The organism is Paraburkholderia aromaticivorans (genome assembly GCF_002278075.1).
Taxonomy (GTDB): domain Bacteria; phylum Pseudomonadota; class Gammaproteobacteria; order Burkholderiales; family Burkholderiaceae; genus Paraburkholderia; species Paraburkholderia aromaticivorans.
In genome coordinates this window covers 589,068-610,797 of sequence record NZ_CP022989.1, presented here as the reverse complement: position 1 = coordinate 610,797, position 21,730 = coordinate 589,068, and the positions used below count along the sequence as shown (strand labels likewise).

Annotated in this window: 15 protein-coding genes; 2 read left to right on the top strand and 13 right to left on the bottom strand. The window is 65.7% G+C overall.

Going from position 1 to position 21,730, the window contains the following annotated elements; genetic code table 11:
- Positions 1-29: 29 nt before the first annotated feature.
- The 6 genes from proC to CJU94_RS02635 form a co-directional block, all read right to left on the bottom strand.
- Positions 30-845 (bottom strand): pyrroline-5-carboxylate reductase, encoded by an 816-nt coding sequence (proC, locus tag CJU94_RS02660; protein WP_095417438.1) that lies wholly within the window; start codon positions 843-845, stop codon positions 30-32.
- Between the two features lie 56 nt (positions 846-901).
- Positions 902-1,600, bottom strand: coding sequence for a YggS family pyridoxal phosphate-dependent enzyme (locus CJU94_RS02655; protein WP_095417437.1), 699 nt, complete (start codon positions 1,598-1,600; stop codon positions 902-904).
- A gap of 37 nt (positions 1,601-1,637) precedes the next feature.
- Positions 1,638-2,864 carry a glycolate oxidase subunit GlcF gene (gene glcF, locus CJU94_RS02650; protein WP_095417436.1) on the bottom strand — a complete coding sequence of 409 codons (1,227 nt, stop codon included), beginning with the start codon at positions 2,862-2,864 and terminating at the stop codon, positions 1,638-1,640.
- A gap of 8 nt (positions 2,865-2,872) precedes the next feature.
- Positions 2,873-3,961: a glycolate oxidase subunit GlcE gene (gene glcE / locus CJU94_RS02645; protein WP_095417435.1), complete on the bottom strand. Its 1,089-nt coding sequence runs from the start codon at positions 3,959-3,961 to the stop codon at positions 2,873-2,875.
- Between the two features lie 149 nt (positions 3,962-4,110).
- On the bottom strand, positions 4,111-5,604 hold the full coding sequence (locus CJU94_RS02640) for an FAD-linked oxidase C-terminal domain-containing protein (RefSeq protein ID WP_095417434.1): 1,494 nt from the start codon (positions 5,602-5,604) through the stop codon (positions 4,111-4,113).
- Between the two features lie 71 nt (positions 5,605-5,675).
- Positions 5,676-7,091, bottom strand: coding sequence for an FAD-linked oxidase C-terminal domain-containing protein (locus CJU94_RS02635; RefSeq protein ID WP_095417433.1), 1,416 nt, complete (start codon positions 7,089-7,091; stop codon positions 5,676-5,678).
- Between the two features lie 219 nt (positions 7,092-7,310).
- Between CJU94_RS02635 and CJU94_RS02630 the strand changes: the two genes are divergently transcribed.
- Positions 7,311-7,865 (top strand): cob(I)yrinic acid a,c-diamide adenosyltransferase, encoded by a 555-nt coding sequence (locus tag CJU94_RS02630; protein ID WP_095417432.1) that lies wholly within the window; start codon positions 7,311-7,313, stop codon positions 7,863-7,865.
- A gap of 75 nt (positions 7,866-7,940) precedes the next feature.
- On the opposite strand, the gene CJU94_RS02625 is transcribed toward CJU94_RS02630, so the two are convergent.
- The 6 genes from CJU94_RS02625 to CJU94_RS02600 all read right to left on the bottom strand — a co-directional run bounded on the left by CJU94_RS02625 (position 7,941) and on the right by CJU94_RS02600 (position 17,026).
- On the bottom strand, positions 7,941-8,273 hold the full coding sequence (locus CJU94_RS02625; RefSeq protein WP_095417431.1) for a helix-turn-helix domain-containing protein: 333 nt from the start codon (positions 8,271-8,273) through the stop codon (positions 7,941-7,943).
- A gap of 19 nt (positions 8,274-8,292) precedes the next feature.
- Entirely contained in the window at positions 8,293-8,640 is a 348-nt protein-coding gene (locus tag CJU94_RS02620; protein ID WP_095417430.1) for a type II toxin-antitoxin system RelE/ParE family toxin, read from the bottom strand.
- 179 nt (positions 8,641-8,819) lie between these two features.
- A complete protein-coding gene (gene aroG / locus CJU94_RS02615; RefSeq protein ID WP_095417429.1) occupies positions 8,820-9,893 on the bottom strand; it encodes a 3-deoxy-7-phosphoheptulonate synthase AroG in 1,074 nt (357 codons plus the stop codon).
- Between the two features lie 377 nt (positions 9,894-10,270).
- Positions 10,271-11,737, bottom strand: a complete 1,467-nt coding sequence (gene tldD / locus CJU94_RS02610) for a metalloprotease TldD (RefSeq protein ID WP_095417428.1) — start codon at positions 11,735-11,737, stop codon at positions 10,271-10,273.
- A 120-nt stretch (positions 11,738-11,857) separates the two neighbouring features.
- A complete protein-coding gene (locus tag CJU94_RS02605) occupies positions 11,858-12,709 on the bottom strand; it encodes a carbon-nitrogen hydrolase family protein (protein WP_095417427.1) in 852 nt (283 codons plus the stop codon).
- 129 nt (positions 12,710-12,838) lie between these two features.
- Positions 12,839-17,026, bottom strand: a complete 4,188-nt coding sequence (locus tag CJU94_RS02600) for a YhdP family protein (RefSeq protein WP_095420194.1) — start codon at positions 17,024-17,026, stop codon at positions 12,839-12,841.
- Between the two features lie 186 nt (positions 17,027-17,212).
- Here CJU94_RS02600 and glnE point away from each other — a divergent pair, with 186 nt between their 5' ends.
- A complete protein-coding gene (glnE, locus tag CJU94_RS02595; RefSeq protein ID WP_095417426.1) occupies positions 17,213-20,005 on the top strand; it encodes a bifunctional [glutamate--ammonia ligase]-adenylyl-L-tyrosine phosphorylase/[glutamate--ammonia-ligase] adenylyltransferase in 2,793 nt (930 codons plus the stop codon).
- Positions 20,006-20,059: 54 nt separating this feature from the next.
- Here the strand turns inward: glnE and recN are convergent, their stop codons facing one another.
- Complete coding sequence (gene recN, locus CJU94_RS02590) at positions 20,060-21,730, bottom strand: DNA repair protein RecN (RefSeq protein ID WP_095417425.1); 1,671 nt, start codon at positions 21,728-21,730, stop codon at positions 20,060-20,062.

Below are 21,730 nucleotides of genomic sequence, written 5' to 3'. Positions count from 1 at the left end.
CGTTCACTTCTGCTGTGCGGCTTGCGCGCTTACTGCGTGCCGAGTTCGTCGCCCATTTCCCGCGCGCGAGCGTTGGCGGCGAGTGCGCCACGCACGATCGCATCCTTGATACCGTTCGCCTCGAACGACGCCAGCGCGGCCGCCGTCGTGCCGCCCTTGGACGTCACGCGTTCGCGCAGCAGGCTCGGCGGCTCGTCGGAATTGGCCGCCAGTTGCGCCGCGCCGGTGAAGGTCGCCACGGCGAGCGCGCGGCCTTGCGCTTCGTCCATGCCGAGTTGGCGGGCGGCTTCCTGCAACGCCTCGATGAAATAGAACACGTAGGCCGGCCCGCTGCCCGAGATGGCGGTGACGGCGTCGATCTTCGCTTCGTCGTCGAACCAGACCGTTTCGCCGACCGCGCCGAGCACTTGCGACGCGAGCGCGCGGCCCGCTTCGTCGACCCCGGCGGTCGCCACGAGACCCGTCACGCCCATGCCGATCAGCGCGGGCGTATTGGGCATGACGCGCACGATGCGGCTGTGACCGTTCAGCCAGCGCGACATGTCGCCCATGCGAATGCCGGCGACGATGCTCACGGCCAGTTGCGACGCGTTCAGATGCGGCGCGACCGCTTCGGCGACGCTCTTCAGGATCTGCGGTTTCACCGCCAGCACGACGGCGTCGTACGCGGCGAGCGCGGCATCCGCGGCGGCGCCGGTCTTGATGCCGAACTGCTGCTCATTGCGCTTGCGCGCGTCTTCATTGGGATCGATTGCGTAGAGGTCAGCGGGCGCGACGCCACGCTTGATGAGTCCGCCGATCAACGCGGCGGCCATGTTGCCCCCGCCGATAAAAGCAATTTTCATGATGGTCCGAAGGAAGTGCCGTGAAGAGACTGACGAGCCTGAAAAGGTTCGTAAGGTCAGTTAGAGTAATCTCGCGCGCCGAAGATCGCGGTGCCCACCCGCACGATCGTTGCGCCTTCCAGCACGGCGGCCTCGAGGTCGCTCGACATGCCCATGGACAGCGTGTCGAGCTCGAGCCCGTCGTCGCGCAAACGCTCGAGCAACTCGCGCAACTGCCGATGCGGCACGCGTTGCTCGTCGATGCCGCCGGCCGGTTCGGGAATCGCCATGAGCCCGCGCAAATTGAGCTTCGGCAGGGCGGCGATCGCGTGCGCGACTTCCACGGCTTCGGGAATGCTCACGCCGCTCTTGGACGCCTCGCCGCTGATGTTGACCTGCAGACACACGTTCAGCGGCGGCAGATTGTCCGGGCGCTGCTCGGAGAGCCGCTGCGCGATCTTCAGCCGATCGACCGAGTGCACCCAGTCGAAATGCTCGGCGACGGGCCGCGTCTTGTTCGATTGCAACGGCCCGATGAAGTGCCACTCGATCGTGGCGCGCAGGTCGGCGAGCGCCTCGATCTTGGTGAGGGCTTCCTGCACGTAGTTCTCGCCGAACGCGCGCTGGCCGGCTGCGTAGGCGGCGCGCACGTCTTCGGCGGGAAAGGTCTTCGAGACCGCGAGCAGGTGGATCGAGCGCGTGTCGCGCCCGGCCACGTGCGCGGCCATGGCGATGCGCTGCCGCACCGCTTCGAGATTGTGAATCAGATCGGGCATGACGGATCCGGAAGTCCAGCGAAAGTCGATTACCCGATTATACGGACAGCATGTGCTCGACCAATTCGATCCAGTGCGCGACGGGTGTCGAGGTGCCGCTTTGCAGATGCGCAATGCAGCCCACGTTGGCCGACACGATCACCTGCGGCTCCTGCGCCTGCAGCCGCTCGAGCTTCTGATCCCGCAACGCATACGAGAGCTTGGGTTGCGTCAGCGAGTAAGTGCCGGCCGAGCCGCAGCACAGATGACTGTCGGGGGGCAGGCGCACTTCGACACCCAGCGCGGCCAGCAGATGCTCGACCTTGCCGCGGATCTGCTGACCGTGCTGCAACGTGCAGGGCGGATGAAACGCGACTGTGTGAACCGAGCGCCGTCGCGTCACCGAGACCAGCGGTTCTTCGAACTCCGGCAGAATCTCCGCGATGTCGCGCGTCAATTCCACCACGCGGCGCGCTTTTTCCGCATACGCCGGATCGTGGCGCAACAGGTGCGCGTATTCCTTGACCGTCGCGCCGCACCCGGACGCATTCATCACGATCGCCTCCACGCCTTGTTCGACATAGGGCCACCATGCGTCGATGTTGGCGCGCAGGTCGTCGAGGGCGTCGTCGTTGTAGCCCAGATGCAGACGGATCGCACCGCAGCAGCCGGCATCCGGCGCGATCAGCGTTTCCACGCCGAGCGCGTCGAGCACGCGCGCGGTGGCGATGTTGACGTTCGGCATCATCGACGGTTGCACGCAGCCCGCCAGCAGCAACATCTTGCGTGGATGTTTCGCGGTGGGCCATTCGAGCGGACGCTGTCGCGCGGGCACCTTGTCGCGCAGCTTCTTGGGCAGCAGAGGCCGGAAATGCTGACCGATACGCATGGTCGGCGAGAACAGCGCGCTGTTCGGCACGAAGCTCGCAAGCAGCCGGCGCGTCAGGCGCTGACCGAGCGGACGCGTGACTTTTTCCTCGGTGAGCTTGCGGCCGATTTCCACCAGCCGGCCATATTGCACGCCGGACGGGCAGGTCGTTTCGCAGTTGCGGCACGTCAGGCACCGGTCCAGGTGGACCTGGGTGCTGCGCGTGACCGGCGCGCCTTCCACCATCTGCTTGATCAGATAGATCCGTCCGCGTGGGCCGTCGAGTTCGTCGCCGAGTATCTGATAGGTCGGGCAGGTGGCCGTGCAGAAGCCGCAATGCACGCAATTGCGCAAAATGCCGTCGGCTTCGTCTCCGTCGGGCGTGTTGCGAATGAAGTCCGCGAGGTTGGTTTGCATCGCGTCGCTCAGAAGTCGGGGTAGAGACGGCCGCGATTGAAGATGCGGGCCGGGTCGAAGGCGCTTTTCAGGCCGCGATGAATTTTCATCACCGGCGCGGGAAGCGGCGTGAACACGCCGGCGCCGCGGTCGTAGCCGTGGCCGGTCCGGAATATCGTGGCGTGGCCGCCGGCCTGCTTGGCGCTGATGCGCACGGTCTGCGCGTCGGTGTCGGTAATCCACCAGCGCTGGGCGCCGCCCCATTCCATGAGTTGCGCGCCGGGCAGTTGCAGCGGCTCCGTGATCGAAGGCAGCGCGAGGCGCCAGAGCGCGGCGTTCGGCGGAATGGCCGCGAAGAACGTGTCGGTCTGTTCGCGCAGGCCCGCCCAGAAGCGTTCGGCTTCGACCGCATCGACGACTTCGCCGCCGAGCGATGTACGCGCCGATTTGACCGCGGCCTCGGCGCCCGCGAGGCGCACGGCCAGCGTGCCATGACGCCAGGCGCTCGCGGTAATCGGCAACGGCCGGCCGCCCCATTCGTTGAGCTTGCGGACCGCGTCGGTGCCGTTCATGTCGAATTTGAGCGTGGCTTCGGCCTGCGGCAACGGCAGCACCTTGATCGACAGTTCGAGGATCAGCCCCAAAGTGCCGAGCGAGCCGGCCATCAGGCGCGAGACATCGTAGCCGGCCACGTTCTTCACCACCTGGCCGCCGAAATGCAGCGTCTGGCCCTGGCCGTTCATGACCACGGCGCCGAGCACGAAGTCGCGCGCCGCGCCGGCCGCGGGGCGGCGCGGACCGGCAATGCCCGCCGCGATGCAGCCGCCGAAGGTGGCCTGCGACCCGAAGTGCGGCGGTTCGAAGGCGAGCATCTGATGGTGGTCGGCGAGCACGGCTTCGATGTCCTGCAGGGACGTGCCGGCGCGCGCGGTGATGACCAGTTCCGCCGGATCGTACGCAATGATGCCGCGATAAGCGCGCGTGTCGAGGATGTCACCTTCCAGCGTCTGACCGTACCAGTCTTTGGTGCCGCCGCCACGGATGCGTAACGCGCGCCCTTCGGCGCTGGCCGAACGCACACGTTCCGACCACCCGGCGACGATGTCGTCCTCTTCCATGGTGTCCTGCTTCGTTGTGTTTCGGTTGATTGTACCGGGCGGGGGCGCTCTGGCAACCCGGAGCGGACCCGCATCGGGTAATCAGGGTGAAAGCAGGAAAAGCGGCGCGCGCGCGGGCTATGCGCGATGCGTCGGCGGGCAGGACAATGTTAGAAACGCGGCAGGTCCGGATGCGGCAGCAAGCCGCCACGCACGTGCATCTTGCCGTATTCGGCACAGCGGGCGCGCGTGGGAATGCCTTTGTCGGGATTCAGGAGGCCGGGCGCGTCGAAAGCCCGCTTGACCGCGTGGAACGCGTCGCGCTCTTCGGGCGAGAACTGCACACACATGGAATTGATCTTCTCGATGCCCACGCCGTGCTCGCCGGTCACCGTGCCGCCCAGCTCCACACACGCTTCGAGAATGTCGCAGCCGAACGCTTCGGCCCGGTGCCACTCGTCCTGGTCGTTGCCGTTGAACAGGATCAGCGGATGCATGTTGCCGTCTCCCGCGTGGAAAACGTTGATGCAGCGCAGGTTGTAGATCTTCTCCATCGCCTCGATGCGCGTGAGCAGCGGGCCGATACTGCGGCGCGGCACGGTGCCGTCCATGCAGTAATAGTCGGGTGAAATGCGCCCGGCGGCCGGAAAGGCATTCTTGCGTCCCGACCAGAAGCGCAGCCGTTCATTCTCCGAGCGGGAAATCTGGATGCGCGTGGCGCCGTGTTCGCGCAGCACCGCGGTCATGCGGACGATTTCGTCGGCGACTTCTTCGGGCGTGCCGTCCGATTCGCACAACAGGATCGCCGCCGCGTCGAGATCGTAGCCCGCGTTGACGAATTCCTCGACGGCGCGCGTGGCCGGCTTGTCCATCATCTCCAGACCCGCCGGGATGATGCCCGCTGCAATGATGCCGGCAACCGCGTCGCCGCCTTTCACGACGTCGTCGAAACTGGCCATGATGACCTGCGCGGTTTGCGGCTTCGGGATCAGCTTGACGGTGACTTCGGTGACGATTGCAAACATGCCTTCGCTGCCGATCAGCACCGCCAGCAGGTCCAGACCGGGCGCATCCGGCGCGAGCGAGCCGAACTCGACGATTTCGCCTTCCATGGTGACGGCGCGCACGCGCAGCACGTTATGCACCGTCAGGCCGTATTTGAGGCAGTGAACGCCGCCGGAATTCTCCGACACATTGCCGCCGATCGTGCAGGCAATCTGCGACGACGGGTCCGGCGCGTAATACAGACCGTAAGGCGCGGCGGCTTCCGAGATGGACAGATTGCGCACACCGGGCTGCACCGTGGCGGTTCGCGCGTACGAATCGACTTCGACGATCTTGCGAAAGCGCGCGAGCGATACCACCACGCCGTGACGGATCGGCATGGCGCCGCCGGACAGCCCGGTGCCCGCGCCGCGCGGCACGATCGGCACGTCGAGACGGTGGCAGATCTGCACGATGCGTTGCACCTGTGATTCCGTTTCCGGCAAGGCGACCGCGAGCGGCAGGCGCCGGTAGGCGGCGAGACCGTCGCACTCGTAGGCGACGGTGTCTTCTTCGCGGTACAGCAAACAGTGGTTCGGCAATACGGCCATCAACGCCTGCACGACTTCGCGCTGGCGCTGGGCGAGTACTTCGGGCGTCAGTTCAGCGGGTGCGTTCATGTGACTTGTCTCCTCGTGCCTTTCAAGTCCGGCGCGGCGCTTCGTCTCAGGCAGCCGCGCCTGAAGACGCCTCAAGCTGCCCAGGTGAAGATCTTGCCCGGGTTCATCAGATTGTGCGGATCGAGCGCGTGCTTGATCGAGCGCATGGTGTCGACCGCGACTTCACCGTGTTCTTCGAGCAGGAAGCCCATCTTGTGCAGGCCCACGCCGTGCTCGCCCGTGCAGGTGCCGTCCATGCGCAGCGCGCGCTGCACGATGCGATGGTTCAGGCGCTCGGCTTCGACGAGTTCTTCCGGCTTGTTGGGATCGATCAGGATCGCGACGTGGAAGTTGCCGTCGCCGACATGGCCGACGATCGGGCAGGGCAGCGGTGACGCCTTCAGGTCCTGTTCCGTTTCCTCCACGCATTCCGCGAGGCGGGAGATCGGCACGCAGACGTCGGTCGTGACCGCGCGGCAGCCGGGTTTGAGCTGCAGCATGGCGAAGTAAGCGTTGTGGCGCGCGTTCCACAGACGGCTGCGGTCTTCCGGCCGCGTAGCCCATTCAAAGCCTTCGCCGGCATTTTGCGCGGCGATTTCCTGGACCAGTTCGGCCTGCTCTTTCACGCCGGCCTCGGTGCCATGGAATTCGAAGAACAGCGTGGGCGCTTCGCGCAGCGTCAGATTCGAGTGGCGATTGATCGAGCGGATGGCGAGCGAGTCGACGAACTCGACGCGCGCGATCGGCACGCCGATCTGGATCGTTTCGATGACCGCGCGGACCGCGTCGCCCATTGACGGGAACGCGCACACCGCCGCGGACACCGCCTCCGGTTGCGGATACAGGCGAACTGTAATTTCCGTGATCACGCCGAGCGTGCCTTCCGAGCCGACGAACAGGCGCGTGAGGTCGTAACCCGCGGACGACTTGCGGGCCCGCGTGCCGGTCTTGATCACGCGGCCATCGGCCAGCACCACGGTCAGTCCGAGCACGTTCTCGCGCATCGTGCCGTAGCGCACGGCGTTGGTGCCCGACGCGCGCGTGGCCGACATCCCGCCGATGCTCGCGTCCGCGCCCGGGTCGATCGGGAAGAACAGGCCGGTGTCGCGCAATGCCTCGTTCAACTGCTTGCGCGAGATGCCGGGCTCGACGGTGACCGTCAGGTCTTCGGCGTTGATCGACAACACCCGGTTCATTTCAGACAGATCGATCGATACGCCGCCTTGTACGGCGAGCAGATGCCCTTCGAGCGACGAGCCGTTGCCGTAAGGGATGATTGGAACGTTGTACTGGCCGCACAGTTTGACGACGGTTTGCACGTCTTCGGTCGTGCGTGCGAAGACGACGGCGTCAGGCAGTTGGGGATCGAACGGCGACTCGTCGCGGCCATGATGAACGCGCACGGCTTCGGATACGGACACGCGATCGGCGAACGCGGCTTTGAGCGCGCTCAGCAACTCGGCGGGAAACGGTCGGCGCAGCGGGGCCGGCGGCACGGGATGGTTCACGCATGTCTCCTGATATGTAGGACTATGCTGGTTTGCAGCAGGTGTTTCATTTTACGCCGATCGCCCGTGGGCCGGCGTTGGAGCAGGCGGGCGCTCCTATAATGGCGGCGACTTCACGATGCGCGCAATATGGATAAACGCGGTGCCCGATGAGCCGCCTGGGGGCCGCGCTCGGCCGCACTGGGCCGCGCATCGTCACTGAATGCATGGAGATATGAGATGGGCAACCGCTTGAGCAAGATCGCCACCCGCACGGGCGACGACGGCACCACGGGTCTCGGCGACGGCAGCCGTGTGCGCAAGGACAGCGTGCGGATTGCCGCGATCGGCGACGTGGACGAACTCAACTCGAACCTCGGCGTGCTGTTGTGCGAGACCTTACCGGACAAGGTTCGGGCCGCGCTGGTCGCGATTCAGCATGATCTGTTCGACCTTGGCGGCGAGTTGTGCATTCCCGGCCATACGATGATTACCGACCGGCATCTCGCGCAACTCGACGACTGGCTCGCGGACTACAACGCGGCCTTGCCGCCGCTGAAGGAATTCATTCTGCCCGGCGGCTCACGCGCGGCTTCGCTCGCGCATGTGTGCCGCACCGTGTGCCGGCGTGCCGAACGGGCGATTGTTGTGTTGGGCGAACACGAGACCATCAATGCCGCGCCGCGCCAGTATGTGAACCGGCTGTCCGATCTGCTGTTCGTGCTCGCACGCGTGCTCAATCGCGCGGACGGCGGCACGGACGTGCTGTGGCAACACGATCGCGGCGCACACTAGAGCCGGGCCGCGGCGGTACGCGTATGACAGCGCGACGACGCACGCAAGATCGCATGCAAGGGCGAGCCGTGCACGTTAGCCGACCGCCAGCGTGACCGGCTTGCCGATCCGGCTCATCATTTCCACGAGGGTGTCGACGGTGAACTTGGTGGTCTTCTTGTTGACCACGTCGGACACGCGCGGGCGCGACACCATCAGAATCTCGGCCGCCTCGGCCTGCTTCAAGTGATGCTGTTCGATCCAGCTGGACAGCTCCGTCATGAGCTGCTCCTTGAGCAGCCGCGTGTCGTTGATCGGTTTTTGCGACGCTGCGTGCAGCCGCTTCGCCTCTTCGGCGGAAAAGCCGAGTTCGAGGAACAGATTGGCGCCCGGCCGGGTGACGTGACGAATTTTGGTGTCGATCGTCATTTGTTAAGTTTTCCTATCATTAATGGTGATGCGGGCGGGCGTGCAACCCGATGGCGCGATACCGCGTTTCGGCAATCTGCCTGGCGCGCGGACTGAGCTTCTGCGTTTTCTTCTGGAAGCAATGCAACACATACAGCGCTTCCACGAACTTGGTGACGTACATGACGCGAAAAACGCCGTCTGCTTCCCTGATACGAATCTCGCGCGTTCCGGGGCCGATCGAGTCGAACGGTTTCCAGCCGTCAGGGTCGAGGCCCGCCTGAATCTTGCCGAGTTGAAATCCCGCTGGACGACGCATTTCCTCGGGAAAGGCGAGTAAATCGCGATAGCTGGAGCCAAGCCAGCGAATTTCTTTTTCCTGCTCCATAGCCGCCTTCTATGTATAAAACGTCATACATAACCTGCATCCCGGTCAAGTCGCATTCGACCCGGCCACGAGTGGTTACGGTACAGAGGCGGCTAAAGGCGCACCATTCGTCCGATCGGCCAAAAAAAACCCGGCTTCTTGGAGCCGGGTCTGTTTGCAGGGCTGCAATCCGCGCGGGTTCAGTTGCCGCTGCCGCGCGCCACACGACGCTGTTTCACTGCGTCGGCGAGCCCTTCCAGCACGGCGACGCTTTCGTCCCAACCGATGCACGCGTCGGTGATGCTCTGGCCGTACGTCAACGCGCAGCCTTCCTGCAGATCCTGGCGGCCCGCCACCAGATGCGATTCCACCATCACGCCGACAATCCGTTCGTCGCCCGAAGCAATCTGGCGGCCGATATCCGCGCACACCGGAATCTGATTCTCGTGCTTCTTCGAGCTGTTCGCGTGGCTCGCGTCGATCATCAGACGCGCGGCGAGACCGGCCTTGCCGATATCCGCGCACGCGGCGTTGACGCTGTCCGCGTCGTAGTTCGGCGTCTTGCCGCCGCGCAGGATGATGTGGCAGTCCTCATTGCCCGCGGTGGACACGATCGCCGAGTGGCCGCCCTTGGTGACCGACAGGAAATGGTGCGGCTGCGAGGCGGCCTTGATCGCGTCGACCGCGATCTTGACGTTGCCGTCCGTGCCGTTCTTGAAGCCGACCGGGCACGAGAGGCCCGAAGCCAGTTCGCGGTGCACTTGCGATTCGGTGGTCCGCGCGCCGATCGCCCCCCACGAGATCAGGTCGGCGATGTACTGCGGGCTGATCATGTCGAGGTATTCGGTGCCCGCCGGCAGGCCGAGTTCGTTGATGCGCAACAGCAACTCGCGCGCGGTGCGCAGGCCTTCGTTGATCTTGAAGCTGTTGTCCATATGCGGGTCGTTGATGAGACCCTTCCAGCCCACCGTGGTGCGCGGCTTTTCGAAGTACACGCGCATCACGATTTCAAGTTCGCCGGCAAAGCGCTTGCGCTGCTCGACCAGACGCCCCGCATATTCCATTGCCGCCTTGGTGTCGTGAATCGAGCACGGTCCGATGATGACGATCAAGCGATCTTCCATGCCGTGCAGAATGCGATGCATCGCGGTACGCGAGTTGTAGATCACGTCGGACACCGTTTCGTCGCAGGCGAATTCGCGGATCAGGTGAGCGGGCGGCGTGAGTTCCTTCAATTCGCGGATGCGGACATCGTCGGTATTGTGCGGGGGCATGTTGTTCTCCAATCGGTTCGTAGCGTGTTCGCGCGGGCAGTCAGGATTGCGATGAAGCAGCGATGCCAGAGCGGACAACCATCAAAAATAAAGTTTCAAAGACATGAGGCGAAAAAAAACCGCCAGGCTGGCTGGCGGTTTTTCGGGAATTCTCGGTGTTCTGCGTGCACTAACACCCCTCTCGATCCGCCAGCGGTCTGAGATGCCAAAAAAAGTAAAAATAAAACTTGGCGGACATGACGAATGAGGTCGCAGGTCAAAAAGGGTGAGTGACTTTATAACCCGGGCAGGCTGCACTTGCAAGCTACGGGGCGCAAAAATGCGGGAATTCCGCATACTTCGTGCAATACATGCACGAAGTATGCGTTTGTTGCGAATCAGGCGGTGCCGCCGACTGTCATTTTCTCGATGCGCAGCGTCGGCTGGCCGACGCCCACCGGCACGCTCTGGCCTTCCTTGCCGCACACGCCGACGCCCGAATCGAGCTTCATGTCGTTGCCGATCATGGTCACGTATTTGAGCGATTCCGGGCCGCTGCCGATCAGCGTCGCGCCCTTCACCGGGTACGTGATCTTGCCGTTTTCGATCATGTACGCCTCGGAAGCCGAGAACACGAACTTGCCGTTGGTGATGTCGACCTGGCCGCCGCCGAAGTTCACCGCATACAAACCGTTCTTCACGGAGGCGAGGATTTCCTGCGGGTCCTTGTCGCCGTTGAGCATGTACGTGTTGGTCATGCGCGGCATGGGCAGCGCCGCATACGACTCGCGGCGCGCGTTGCCCGTCACCGGCATCTTCATCAGGCGCGCGTTCAGCGTGTCCTGAATGTAACCCTTCAGGATGCCGTCTTCGATCAGCGTGGTGCACTGGGTCGGATTGCCCTCGTCGTCGATATTGAGCGAACCGCGACGGTTCGGCAGGGTGCCGTCGTCCACCACGGTCACACCCTTGGCGGCAACCTGTTCGCCGATGCGCCCCGCGAATGCCGACGAACCCTTGCGGTTGAAGTCGCCTTCCAGACCGTGGCCGATCGCTTCGTGCAGCAGTACGCCGGGCCAGCCTGGTCCGAGCACGACTGTCATCGCGCCGGCCGGCGCCGGACGGGCCTCGAGGTTGACCAGCGCCGCATGCACGGCGTCGTCGACGTAGCCCGACAGCACCTCGTCGGTGAAATAGCCGTAGTCGAAACGGCCGCCGCCGCCGCCGCTGCCGATTTCGCGGCGGCCGTTCTGCTCGGCGATCACCGTGACCGACACGCGCACGAGCGGCCGGATGTCGGCCGCGAAGCCGCCGTCACTGCGCGCGACGAGCACCACGTCGTATTCACCGGCGAGGCCGGCCATGACTTGCTGGATGCGCGGATCGCGGCCGCGCGCCATCTTTTCGATGCGCTCGAGCAGCTTGACCTTGGCGGTGGCGTCGAGCGAATGCAGCGGATCGGCGGGCAGGTACAGATCGCGCCCGGCGATGCCGGTCAGCGACGAGGCCACCTTGATCTTCTGCTTGCCGCCGCCCGCCTTGGCGATCGAGCGGGTGGCGAGCGCCGCCTGGCGGATCGCTTCGGGCGACAGGTCGTCCGAATAGGCGAACGCCGTGCGGTCGCCCGACACGGCGCGCACGCCGACGCCCTGGTCGATGCTGAAGCTGCCGGACTTCACGATGCCTTCTTCGAGACTCCACGCTTCGCTGCGCGTGTACTGGAAATACAGGTCGGCGTAGTCGATCTTGTGCGTGAAGATGTCGGCGAGCGTGCGGGTGAGCAGGGCTTCGTCGAGACCGTAGGGCGTCAGGAGAATGTCCTTGGCGGTGGCGAGATTACGGATACCGGGTTCGATGATGTTCATGCGAAGTATGTTCTGCTCAATACGAAGGATTCGGTTAGCGCCTCTGTCACACACTATGTGAGTAGCAGGCGCCGCAGTTTCAATGTCACGCGCAGGGATTTGTCCACTGGGTCAGGTGAGTCAACTGAGCACGCGGTGACGCCAGGCGGGCAGACTCTGTCGCACTTCGTCGATGCGCGCACGCTCGAGATTGCCGGCGACCACGCCTGCGCCCTCGTCGCGCACCGCGACGATTTCGCCCCACGGGTCGATCAGCATGCTGTGGCCCCACGTACGGCGGCCGTTTTCGTGTTTGCCGCCTTGCGCCGCGGCCAGCACGTAACACTGGTTTTCGACCGCGCGGGCACGCAGCAGCATTTCCCAATGCGCGCGGCCGGTCGTGTAAGTGAACGCCGACGGCACCACGATCAGCGCGCAGTCGCCCATGCGCCGGTACAGCTCCGGAAAGCGCAGATCGTAGCAGACCGACAGGCCGACGCGGCCGAACGGCGCCTCGAAACTGCGCACTTCGCCGCCGGGGCAGATGGTGCGGGCTTCGTCGAACGATTCCTCGCCCTTTTCGAAGTTGAACAGGTGGATCTTGTCGTAGCGCGCGGCCTCGTTGCCCTGCGGATCGAACACCAGCGTGGTGTTCAGCACGCGCGAGGCTTCGGGCGACATCAACGGCAGTGTGCCGCCGATCACCCAGACCTGGTGGCGGCGCGCGGCGTCCGCGAGAAAGCGCTGGATCGGTCCGTCCTGATAGGGTTCGCGCACGGCGAGCTTGTCCGTGTCCTTGAAGCCCATGAAGCAGAAGTACTCCGGCAGCAGCACGAGTTGCGCGCCGCCGGCGGCGGCTTCGGCGATCAGACGCCCGGCTTCGGCGAGATTGCGTTCGCGATCCGGCGTGCTCACCATTTGCAGCGCGGCGACACGGAAGGCGCTTTCCAGGAACCCGCTGGACGCGGTTGAAGAGACGAGTGTTTCGCTCATGAGCGTTTCGGAAAACTCCCGGCAAGGCGGCGGCGCGCACCGCTTGCGCCGCAAACGTCGTTCAAGACTGGCTGGGGCCGCGGGTGCGGCACGGCGCCTGTCTGACCGGGCAAAGGGTCGATTACAGGCTCAGTGCGCTTCCACGGTCGAAGCCGGAGCGTCCATCTTACCGCGATCGCTCGTCACCCGCTCGACGTGCGGTTTCGACCACGATCCGGTGATCGCATACTCCCGCGCGAACGCGTGCGAGATCGACTGGCTGAACGCCAGATCGGCCACCAGCGCGCCGAGCCCGAGCAGCGGATTGATGACCGTCGCGGCGATCACGGCGGCGCCGGCGCTGACCGTCGGCACGATCTGGACGTGCAGATCCTGGGTTTCCTGGGCGAGATCGACCGAGCCCTTCATTTCGGCGCGCGCCGGGGCGGTGACCATCTCGAAGTTCTCGGTGCGGCCAATGCCGTTGTGAATCTGCGCGGTGCCCGTGACGTGCTCGAACGGCAGGCCTTCGCCGATCACGTCGCGGAAGTTCAGGGTGGCGAAGCGGGCGAGACTTTGCAGGCTGAGCACGCCCAGCAGCTTGGCGACGCCCGGATCGACCTTGAGGATCTGGCCGTGGCGCAGGTCGACCGCCAGATTGCCGTTGAGCGTCGGATAGTCGATCCTCGCCGGGCCGCCTTGCCACACCATCTTGCCCGACAGCGAGCCGTTGCCCGCCTTGAGCGTGCGCGGCTGGCCGAAGCGCTCGAGCAGCGCGCCGGCGTCCTTGATGTCGAGCTTGAAATCGAACACGGTGCGGCGCGGCGTGGCTTCGTCGGCGCTATTGCCGAGTTCGGTCGCGGTGCGCCAGTTCGCGGTGGCGCTCAGCGTGGCGGCGGGATTCGTAATGTCGAGCTTGTCGAGTTGCCAGACCGGCACGCCGTCTTCGTCGAAGTTGTGCGCGTCGACTTCGAGACGGCCGATGTTGTGGTCGCGCACGATCAGTTCGTTGACCACCAGATCGATGGACGGCATGTTCTGCGCGGGCGCCGACATCGCCTGGCCGAGCAGGTCCTTGTCGGTTGCCGACGGAATCACCACGCGGGCAAAGCGCGCCTGCAGCGTGCCGGGCGACTCTCTGGTCGGGCCCGGCAGCCACGACACGTGGCCGGATACCTGATTCGAGGCGATATTCGCCTGCCACGTGCGATCCGCATGCGACGCGCCGACGATCACGCTGTCCCAGTGACGCTTGAGCAGCGTCAGCGTGTCGATGTGCACCGCGAAGCGGCTCGGCAGGAATTGCGTGACGGTGGGATTCGGCGCGGCCGGCGTCGCCGCGGGGGCGGGCGCTTCTTTACCGCGCATTTGCGTGACCAGCGCGCGCCACGCGTCCGCGTCGAAGGCGTCGAGATCGACGGCGGCGATCACGCCTTCGGACGGCAGGTCGGCGGGTTTGTTCACGCCGACCGCGCCGCGCACCACCGTTGGCGGCATTTTCGGCTGATAGCGCAGCAGATAGGCGGCGGCGACCGGGCCGAAGGTGAGGTCGGCGCGCTCCAGTCCCGCTTCGCCCGGCGCGCCGGAAGGGCTGACGGCGAAGCGCAGCGGCAACGGCGTGCCGACCGGCTTGTTGAACGGCGCCGGGAAGTCGAGCGCGAGGCCGCTCAGGTCGGAGTTCGCGGTCACTTCGGGCAGCCGTCCCTTGGCGCCGCGCACATTGAGCGCATAGGGCGCGTTGCCGCTCATGCGGGTGAGCACCTGGGCCGCCGGGCCGTGCAGATCGAGTCCGCGCGCCGCGTCGACGGCGATATGGCCGCCGAGGTCGAGCGCATACGTGCCGTCCCGCTTCAGGCCGCCGTTGGCATGCACGTCGCCGCCGAGGAATTGCCCGGAGAGCCGGTCCACCTGCGCCGTGTACTCGGTAAAACGCACCTTGCCCTTTAGTTGCGACAGCGGCGGCACGTTCTCGACGCTCAAGCGGTTGTTCTGGAAGCCGACCGCGCCTTCCACGGCGATATGCGGCTTCGGCGTGCGCGGCACCGTCAGCTTGAGCGCGAGTGACGCGGGCCCTTCGGCGCGCACCTTGTCCGTCTCGTGCTTCGCCATGATGCCGAGCGAGCTGGCGTTCACGTAGTCGAGCATGTCGGCGAGCGGCCCGTGGCCGTCGCCCTTGATGACGAGGCTCGACGCCTTGGTGCCGAGGTCTTCGATCCTGCCGTTGACGCCGGTGAGCGCGACCTGCTTGTAATGCGCCCGGTCGATGTCGAAGCGCATCACGTTCTGCTTGAGTTCGAACACGCCGTCAATGCCGTCGAGCGCCGGCCACACGTTCGGCGTGCCGTTCTTCATCTTGCGCGGCGGGTAGGGCGTCGGATCGAACTTGCCGCCCTTGAACGGCGCGACGATATGGAACTGCCCGGCGCTCGGGTCGCGCGAGTAGGGGAACCTGGTCAGGTCGCCGTGCACTTCGATGGTCGCGCCGTGCGACATGCCGGCCTGCAAGCCGTGGCCCAGATAGATGCGCAGCTTCTCGCTGATGCTGGTCGGCAGATAACGGGCAATGCGCGGCACCTGCGCGCGCTGGAAGTCGGCCTTCAGATCGAGCGAGCCGCGCCCGTGGCCCGGGTTGCTGTAGTCGGCGGTGGCGGTGGCCGCGACGTCGGCGTTCGAGACGCCGAAATCGGCCAGCTTCACGGTGAAGGCAGGGTGGTTCTCGCCCGGCGCCTTCGGCGTGATAGTCCAGTCGGCGCGGCCATGCAGACGGTCGAGCTTCAGGCGCGGATCGTCGAAAACGCCGGGCAGCGTGATGGCGACGTTCGAGGTGTCGAGCAGGGCGGTGCCGCGGGTTTCATCGGCGTCCACGTTGCCCCACAGATTTTCGATACCGGGAATGCCCGCGCGCGGGTGATTCAGCGGCGTGAGCCCCGGCGGCGGTTCCTGGGCGGCGACGCTGATGCCTTGCAGATCGCCCTTGAAACGATAGCGCTCGATCGGTTCGGCACCGCTCGGACGGCGGTCGCTGCCCGCTTCGCCGGACTCCGGCCTGCCGCGCTCGACTTCGATCAGATAGTTGGCGACGAGGCCGCGCGGGTTGTAGCGCAGCAGATTGTTCAGGAGGCGCCTGGGAAGAGGCAACGCGCGGCTGAATTCGGCCAGGATCCCCAGGTCGACGCGATCGCCGCTCACGCTGACCAGTTGCCCGTGTTGCTGCGAGGCGGTGCGGTAGCGTCCGTTCAGTGTGTTGAAGGCGAGCATGCGCGTGAGCGGCGTGCCGTCGTCGAGCGGCGGCTGGCCGAGTTCCGCGTGCAACTGGCTCAGCTGCAGTTTGTAGTCGCCCTGTTCGGCTTCGAGGCGCCACGAAAAATTGGCCACCGGGACGAGCAGCTTCGGCTGTGTCGGGCGCACCCGCAAGGCGACGTCGGTGCCGGCCAGTTGTCCGCCCGCCGACTTCATGCGGCCCTCGGCGAAGTCAATCCAGATGGCGTTGTCGATGCGGCCGGCAAACGTCTCGATCGGGAAATCGACGTAGCGCGCGAGCGTCGGCAGATCGACCGGGCCGGTCGAGACGTACACCTGGCCCGTCCAGTTGATAGGCTTGCCAATGGCGGAGAGGGGCGCGTGCCGGAAATTCGTACGGAAATCGAGCGGGCCGTGCAGGACCTGGCCTTCGGCGGGCGCCTGCAGCGCCAGCCGGTGATCGTAGCCGTCGTTGAGAATCGCGATCCGGATATCGCGCAGGGCCAGCTCCGGCGCGTCATGCTGCGCATCGCGCCAGCGCAGCACGCCGCCGCGCACCACGATTGCCTGTTGGCGCAGTAGCCAGGTGGACAGGATGTCGTTGCCGCTGTGACGCGTCGGCACCGGCACGCCCGCCACCGAGAGCACGCCGTCGCTGCTGCGCGACACCAGCACGTCCGGCTGATCCACGATCAGGCTGGACAGCGCGGGGCGAAACTGCCACAGCGACTTCCACGAGAGCGTGGCGGTGGCATGCGGAATCGTCAGCGCGGTTTTGCCTTCATGATCGCGGATCACGAGATTGGTGACGTCGAGGCCCGGCTGGAAGCCGCTCCAATAGGGCGCGAGTTTGCCGATGGTGAACTGTGCGTGGAGCTTGTCTGAAACGATGGCTTCGATACGCGGACGGAAGGCGTCGGCGCGCGGCAGCACCACGTAGCGCAAACCGAGAAACAGAGCCGTCGCAACAAAGTACAGGACGAGCGCGATCGCGAGGACCACGTGTAAGGTCCGGCGCAGCACGATATGGTCGCTTCCGCTCACAGGCCGGACCTGCCCGGTTTCGTGAGGGTCGGCGGATTCGTTTCGCTCGGACATGCTGCGGCGGGTGGGCGTATGGTAGTTTTGCGAATTAACGACGAAATGTAACACACGGGATAGCGTGGGCGGACTTCCTGCAAACCCTGTCTGCGCGCCGTCTCGCGACCTGCGCGAGGCTGCCGCGCCGGTGTGCTACTGCGAATTGAACCACGCTGATCAAGCAACGAGCGAGCCAGACCCTTGATGACAGACGCCACTCTCCTGAGTTCCAGCTATTCACACTACGCGGCGCGTGCCGCGGCGGCCCGTCCGCAACTCGTGGCGCAGGTGGCGGCGCTCGCGTCCGCGCCGCTGACCCGGGAGCGTATCGACGCCCGTTTCGACGCGCTGTGCGCCGAAGCCTCCGGCGCGAGCAGTGCGCCGCTGAGTGAAGATGCACTCAAACGGGCGTTGCGCCAGTTGCGCACCGAAGTGTTTTGCGCCGTGATGGAGCGCGATCTGACGGGCGCGGCGGACGTCGCCGAAGTCACCGGCGCAATGACCGATCTCGCCGAGACGACGATCCAGCGGGCGCTCGCCGTGCTGTCCGCCGAACTCGAAGCGCTCTACGGCGAGCCGCGCGGACCGCACGGCGAACGGCTTGCGCTCGGCGTGGTGGGCATGGGCAAGCTCGGCGGGCGCGAGCTGAATGTGTCGTCGGATATCGACTTGATCTTCATCTATGAAGAGGACGGCGAGACAGCCGGCGGCCAGCGCTCGTCGATCGCCGTCCAGGACTTTTTTACGCGCCTCGGCAAGCGCCTGATCGGCGCGCTCGCCGAAGTCACCGCCGACGGCTACGTGTTCCGGGTCGATATGCGGCTGCGGCCGAACGGCGACTCGGGACCGCTCGTCTGCAGCCTCGGCATGCTCGAAGAATATTTCTACGTGCAAGGCCGCGAGTGGGAGCGCTACGCGTGGATCAAAGGACGTCTCGTGTCCGAAGGCGCGAGCGAAGCGGCGCAGCGGCTGCAGAAGCAGCTCGACGCGATCGTCACGCCGTTCGTCTACCGCCGCTATCTCGACTTCGGCGTGATCAGCGCGATTCGCGCGCTGCATCTGCAGATTCGCCAGGAGGCGCAGCGGCGCGCCTCCATGCGGCCCGACAAGGCCGACGACATCAAGCTCGGGCGGGGCGGCATCCGCGAAATCGAATTCAGCGCGCAGGTGTTCCAGTTGATCCGTGGCGGCCAGGACGCGGGCTTTCGCGTGCGGCCGACCCTGGCTGTGCTGCGGCACGCGGCCACCCACGGGCTGATCGACTCGTCGGTCTGCGTGAAGCTCTCGCAGGCGTATCGTTTCCTGCGCGAACTCGAACACCGTCTGCAATACCGCAACGACGCGCAGACCCATGCCATGCCGGTCGCGCCCGAGGAGCGCGCGGCGCTCGCGCGCGCCATGGGCTGCGACGACTACGCAACGTTGATGGCGAAGCTCGATGCGCACCGTGAATTCGTCGAACAGCAGTTCGATCAGATTTTCGCCGACAAGGTGAGCGGCCGTGACGGCTGCGGCGCACCCGAAGACGGCGCCGCCGCGTGGGTGTGGAGCAGCGCCCTTGCCGACGACAGCGCCGACGAAGTCCTGCAGGCGCGCCTGACCGAACTCGGCGTGGCCGAGCCGGGCGAACTGCTGGCGCGGCTGCGCGCGGTCTGGCAGTCGTCGCGCTACGCGGGGCTGGCCGAGCGCAGCCGGCAGCGTTTCGACATCGTCGCGCAACGTGCGCTTGAAGCCGCCCGCACGCTCGAGCCCGCCGAACGGCGCGGCGATACCGTGGCGCGCTTCTTCGACCTGCTCGAGGCGGTGAGCCGGCGCGGCGCCTATCTGGCGCTGCTGACCGAATATCCGCAGGCGCTGCATCGCGTGCTCTCGGTGCTCGGCGGTTCGCGTTGGGCGGCCGGCTATCTGATCCGGCATCCGCAATTGCTCGACGAACTGCTCGACGACGAGGCGATGGACAGTCCGTTCGACTGGCCTGAATTCAAGCGCACCTTGCGCCTGCGTCTGGCCGCCGCCGACGGTGTGGAACAGCAGATGGACCTGCTGCGTCACGCGCATCAGGCCGAAGTGTTCCGCATTCTGCTGATCGATCTGGCTGGCAAGCTGAGCGTCGAACACGTGAGCGACCGGCTGTCCGAACTCGCCGACGCGGTGCTCGACGTCACGCTCGAAGCCGTCTGGAAGCAGTTGCCGAAGCGCCATCGCGATGTGCCGCGCTTCGCGGTGATCGCGTACGGCAAGCTGGGGGGCAAGGAACTGGGTTACGCATCCGATCTGGACGTGATCTTTCTCTATGACGACCCCGACGATGCCGCGGCCGACGTCTACTCCACCTACACGCGTCGCCTGATCACCTGGCTCACCACCGCCACCGGCGCGGGCACCCTGTTCGACGTGGACTTGCGGCTGCGGCCGAATGGCGAGTCGGGTCTGCTCGTCACCGATCTGGACGCGTTTCGCCGTTACCAGTTGCGCGAGGGCGACGCGGCCAATACGGCGTGGGTGTGGGAGCATCAGGCATTGAGCCGCGCCCGTTACTGCGCGGGCGACGCCGAGATCGGCGCGAAATTCGAGGCCATCCGCGAACAGGTGCTGACCACGCCGCGCGAAGCGGCGTCGCTCGCCACGGAGATCGTCGAGATGCGCGAGCGCGTGGAGGCCGGACATCCGAACCATACGGCGCTCTTCGACCTGAAGCACGACCGCGGCGGAATGGTGGATATCGAATTCACCGTGCAGTACTGGGTGTTGTTGCACGCGGCGAGCGATCCCGAACTGATCCGCAATACCGGCAACATTGCGCTGCTGCGGGAAGTGTCGCGCTTCGGCCTGATGAGCGAGGCGGAAGCGGAGACGGTCGGCGCGGCGTATCGCACCTACCGCAAGCTGCAACACCAGCTGCGGCTCGACGGGATGGAGAAGGCGCGGGTCGAGCCGGCGCTGGTGGCGACCGAGCGTGAAGCCGTGCTGGGGCTGTGGAAGCGCGTGTTTGGCTGAAGGCGCGGGTTGATCGCGACGGATGACGGGGGATGTCCCCCGTCTCGCGAAAAACTAGGCCGCCAGCATTTCCTTCGCGTGCTTGCGGGTGGTCGGGGTGATCTCCAGGCCGCCGAGCATGCGTGCCACTTCTTCGATGCGGCTCGCCTTGTCGAGCGAGTTCACGCTGCTGACCGTGCCGCCTTTGCCGTTGCCCGCTTTGGCCACCTGGAAATGATGGTCGCCGCGCGCGGCGACTTGCGGCAAGTGCGTAACGCATAGCACCTGGCGCTGTTGGCCGAGCTGATGCAGAAGCCGCCCGACCACTTCGGCGACGCCGCCGCCGATACCGGTGTCCACTTCGTCGAAAATCAGCGTGGGTGTGGGGCTCGCGGCGCTTGCGATCACCGCCAGGGCGAGGCTGATCCGCGCCAGTTCTCCGCCCGAGGCGACCTTCGCGAGCGGCCGCAGCGGCACTCCGGCATGGCCGGCGACGCGGAATTCGACCTGTTCGAGCCCATGCGCGCCACCTTCGGGCAGCGGCACCAGCGCGACTTCGAAGCTGCCGCCTTTCATCGACAGTTCCTGCATGCCCGTGGTGACCGCCGCGCCCAGTGCCTTGCCCGCCTTGGCGCGCGCCTTGGACAGTTTCTTCGCCTCGGTGAGGAAGTCTTCCCTGGCCTTGGCTTCGGCGGCGTGCAGGCTGTCGAGGTCGGCGGCCGCGTCGAGCGCGGCCAGTTGCGCGCGACGCGCCTCGTGTTCCTCAGGCAGCGTTTGCGGCTGCAGACGGAATTTGCGCGCCGCCGAATGCAATGCGTCGAGGCGCTTTTCGACCTGCGCCAGCCGCTCCGGATCGAGTTCGAGCTTTTGCGCGTAATGGCTCAACGAATAAGCCGCTTCCTGCAGCTGGATTTCGGCCGGCTCGAGTGCGGCGAGTACGTCGTTCAAAGCGGGATCGATTTCCGCCAGATCGCGCACCTTCGACACGATCGAAGACAGATGCGTGATCATCGCCTCGTCCGATTCGGACAGCGCGCCGAGTGCGCCTTGCACGCCGTCGATCAGATTGGCCGAATGCGACAGCCGCCGATGCTCGGCGTTGACCTCTTCCCACTCGCCGGGCAGCGGTGCGAGCTTGTCCAGTTCGGCGAGCTGCCAGGCGAGCCGCTCGCGCTCCAGTTGCAGCTCACGGTCGCGCGTTTGCGCGTGCTCGACCGCCTGAACCTTTTCGCGCCATGCCCGCCATGCCCGCGTGACGGTCGCCGCGGTGTCGGACAGGCCCGCGTGCGTGTCGAACAGTTCGCGTTGGGCGTCGGGACGCATCAGCAACTGGTGCGCGTGCTGGCCATGAATATCCACCAGCATTTCGCCGACCTCGCGCAACTGCGCGAGCGTCGCGGCCGTGCCGTTGATAAAGGCCCGCGAACGGCCGTTGGCATCCACCACGCGCCGCAGCATTACGGTGCTGCCGTGATGCCCGTCGGCACCGGTCGTGCCGAGCGCCTGCTCGTCGAGCCAGTGCTCGAGCTGCGCGTGAGTCTCGAATTCGGCGGTGATGTCCGCACGGCTTTCGCCGGTGCGCACGACGTTCGCGTCGGCGCGGGCGCCGAGCGCGAGCGCCAGCGCGTCGATCAGGATCGACTTGCCGGCGCCGGTTTCGCCGGAGAAAACAGTGAAGCCGCTGTCGAATTCGAGATCGAGCGCGGCGACGATGACGAAGTCGCGTATCGAGAGGTGGCGAAGCAT

What these genes read in the sequence shown, in the direction of transcription:
- proC (WP_095417438.1), bottom strand. Translation starts at nt 845, where the DNA reads ATGAAAATTGCTTTTATCGGCGGGGGCAACATGGCCGCCGCGTTGATC.
- CJU94_RS02655 (WP_095417437.1), bottom strand. Translation starts at nt 1,600, where the DNA reads ATGCCCGATCTGATTCACAATCTCGAAGCGGTGCGGCAGCGCATCGCC.
- glcF (WP_095417436.1), bottom strand. Translation starts at nt 2,864, where the DNA reads ATGCAAACCAACCTCGCGGACTTCATTCGCAACACGCCCGACGGAGAC.
- glcE (WP_095417435.1), bottom strand. Translation starts at nt 3,961, where the DNA reads ATGGAAGAGGACGACATCGTCGCCGGGTGGTCGGAACGTGTGCGTTCG.
- CJU94_RS02640 (WP_095417434.1), bottom strand. Translation starts at nt 5,604, where the DNA reads ATGAACGCACCCGCTGAACTGACGCCCGAAGTACTCGCCCAGCGCCAG.
- CJU94_RS02630 (WP_095417432.1), top strand. Translation starts at nt 7,311, where the DNA reads ATGGGCAACCGCTTGAGCAAGATCGCCACCCGCACGGGCGACGACGGC.
- CJU94_RS02625 (WP_095417431.1), bottom strand. Translation starts at nt 8,273, where the DNA reads ATGACGATCGACACCAAAATTCGTCACGTCACCCGGCCGGGCGCCAAT.
- CJU94_RS02620 (WP_095417430.1), bottom strand. Translation starts at nt 8,640, where the DNA reads ATGGAGCAGGAAAAAGAAATTCGCTGGCTTGGCTCCAGCTATCGCGAT.
- aroG (WP_095417429.1), bottom strand. Translation starts at nt 9,893, where the DNA reads ATGCCCCCGCACAATACCGACGATGTCCGCATCCGCGAATTGAAGGAA.
- tldD (WP_095417428.1), bottom strand. Translation starts at nt 11,737, where the DNA reads ATGAACATCATCGAACCCGGTATCCGTAATCTCGCCACCGCCAAGGAC.
- CJU94_RS02605 (WP_095417427.1), bottom strand. Translation starts at nt 12,709, where the DNA reads ATGAGCGAAACACTCGTCTCTTCAACCGCGTCCAGCGGGTTCCTGGAA.
- CJU94_RS02600 (WP_095420194.1), bottom strand. Translation starts at nt 17,026, where the DNA reads ATGTCCGAGCGAAACGAATCCGCCGACCCTCACGAAACCGGGCAGGTC.
- glnE (WP_095417426.1), top strand. Translation starts at nt 17,213, where the DNA reads ATGACAGACGCCACTCTCCTGAGTTCCAGCTATTCACACTACGCGGCG.
- recN (WP_095417425.1), bottom strand. Translation starts at nt 21,730, where the DNA reads ATGCTTCGCCACCTCTCGATACGCGACTTCGTCATCGTCGCCGCGCTC.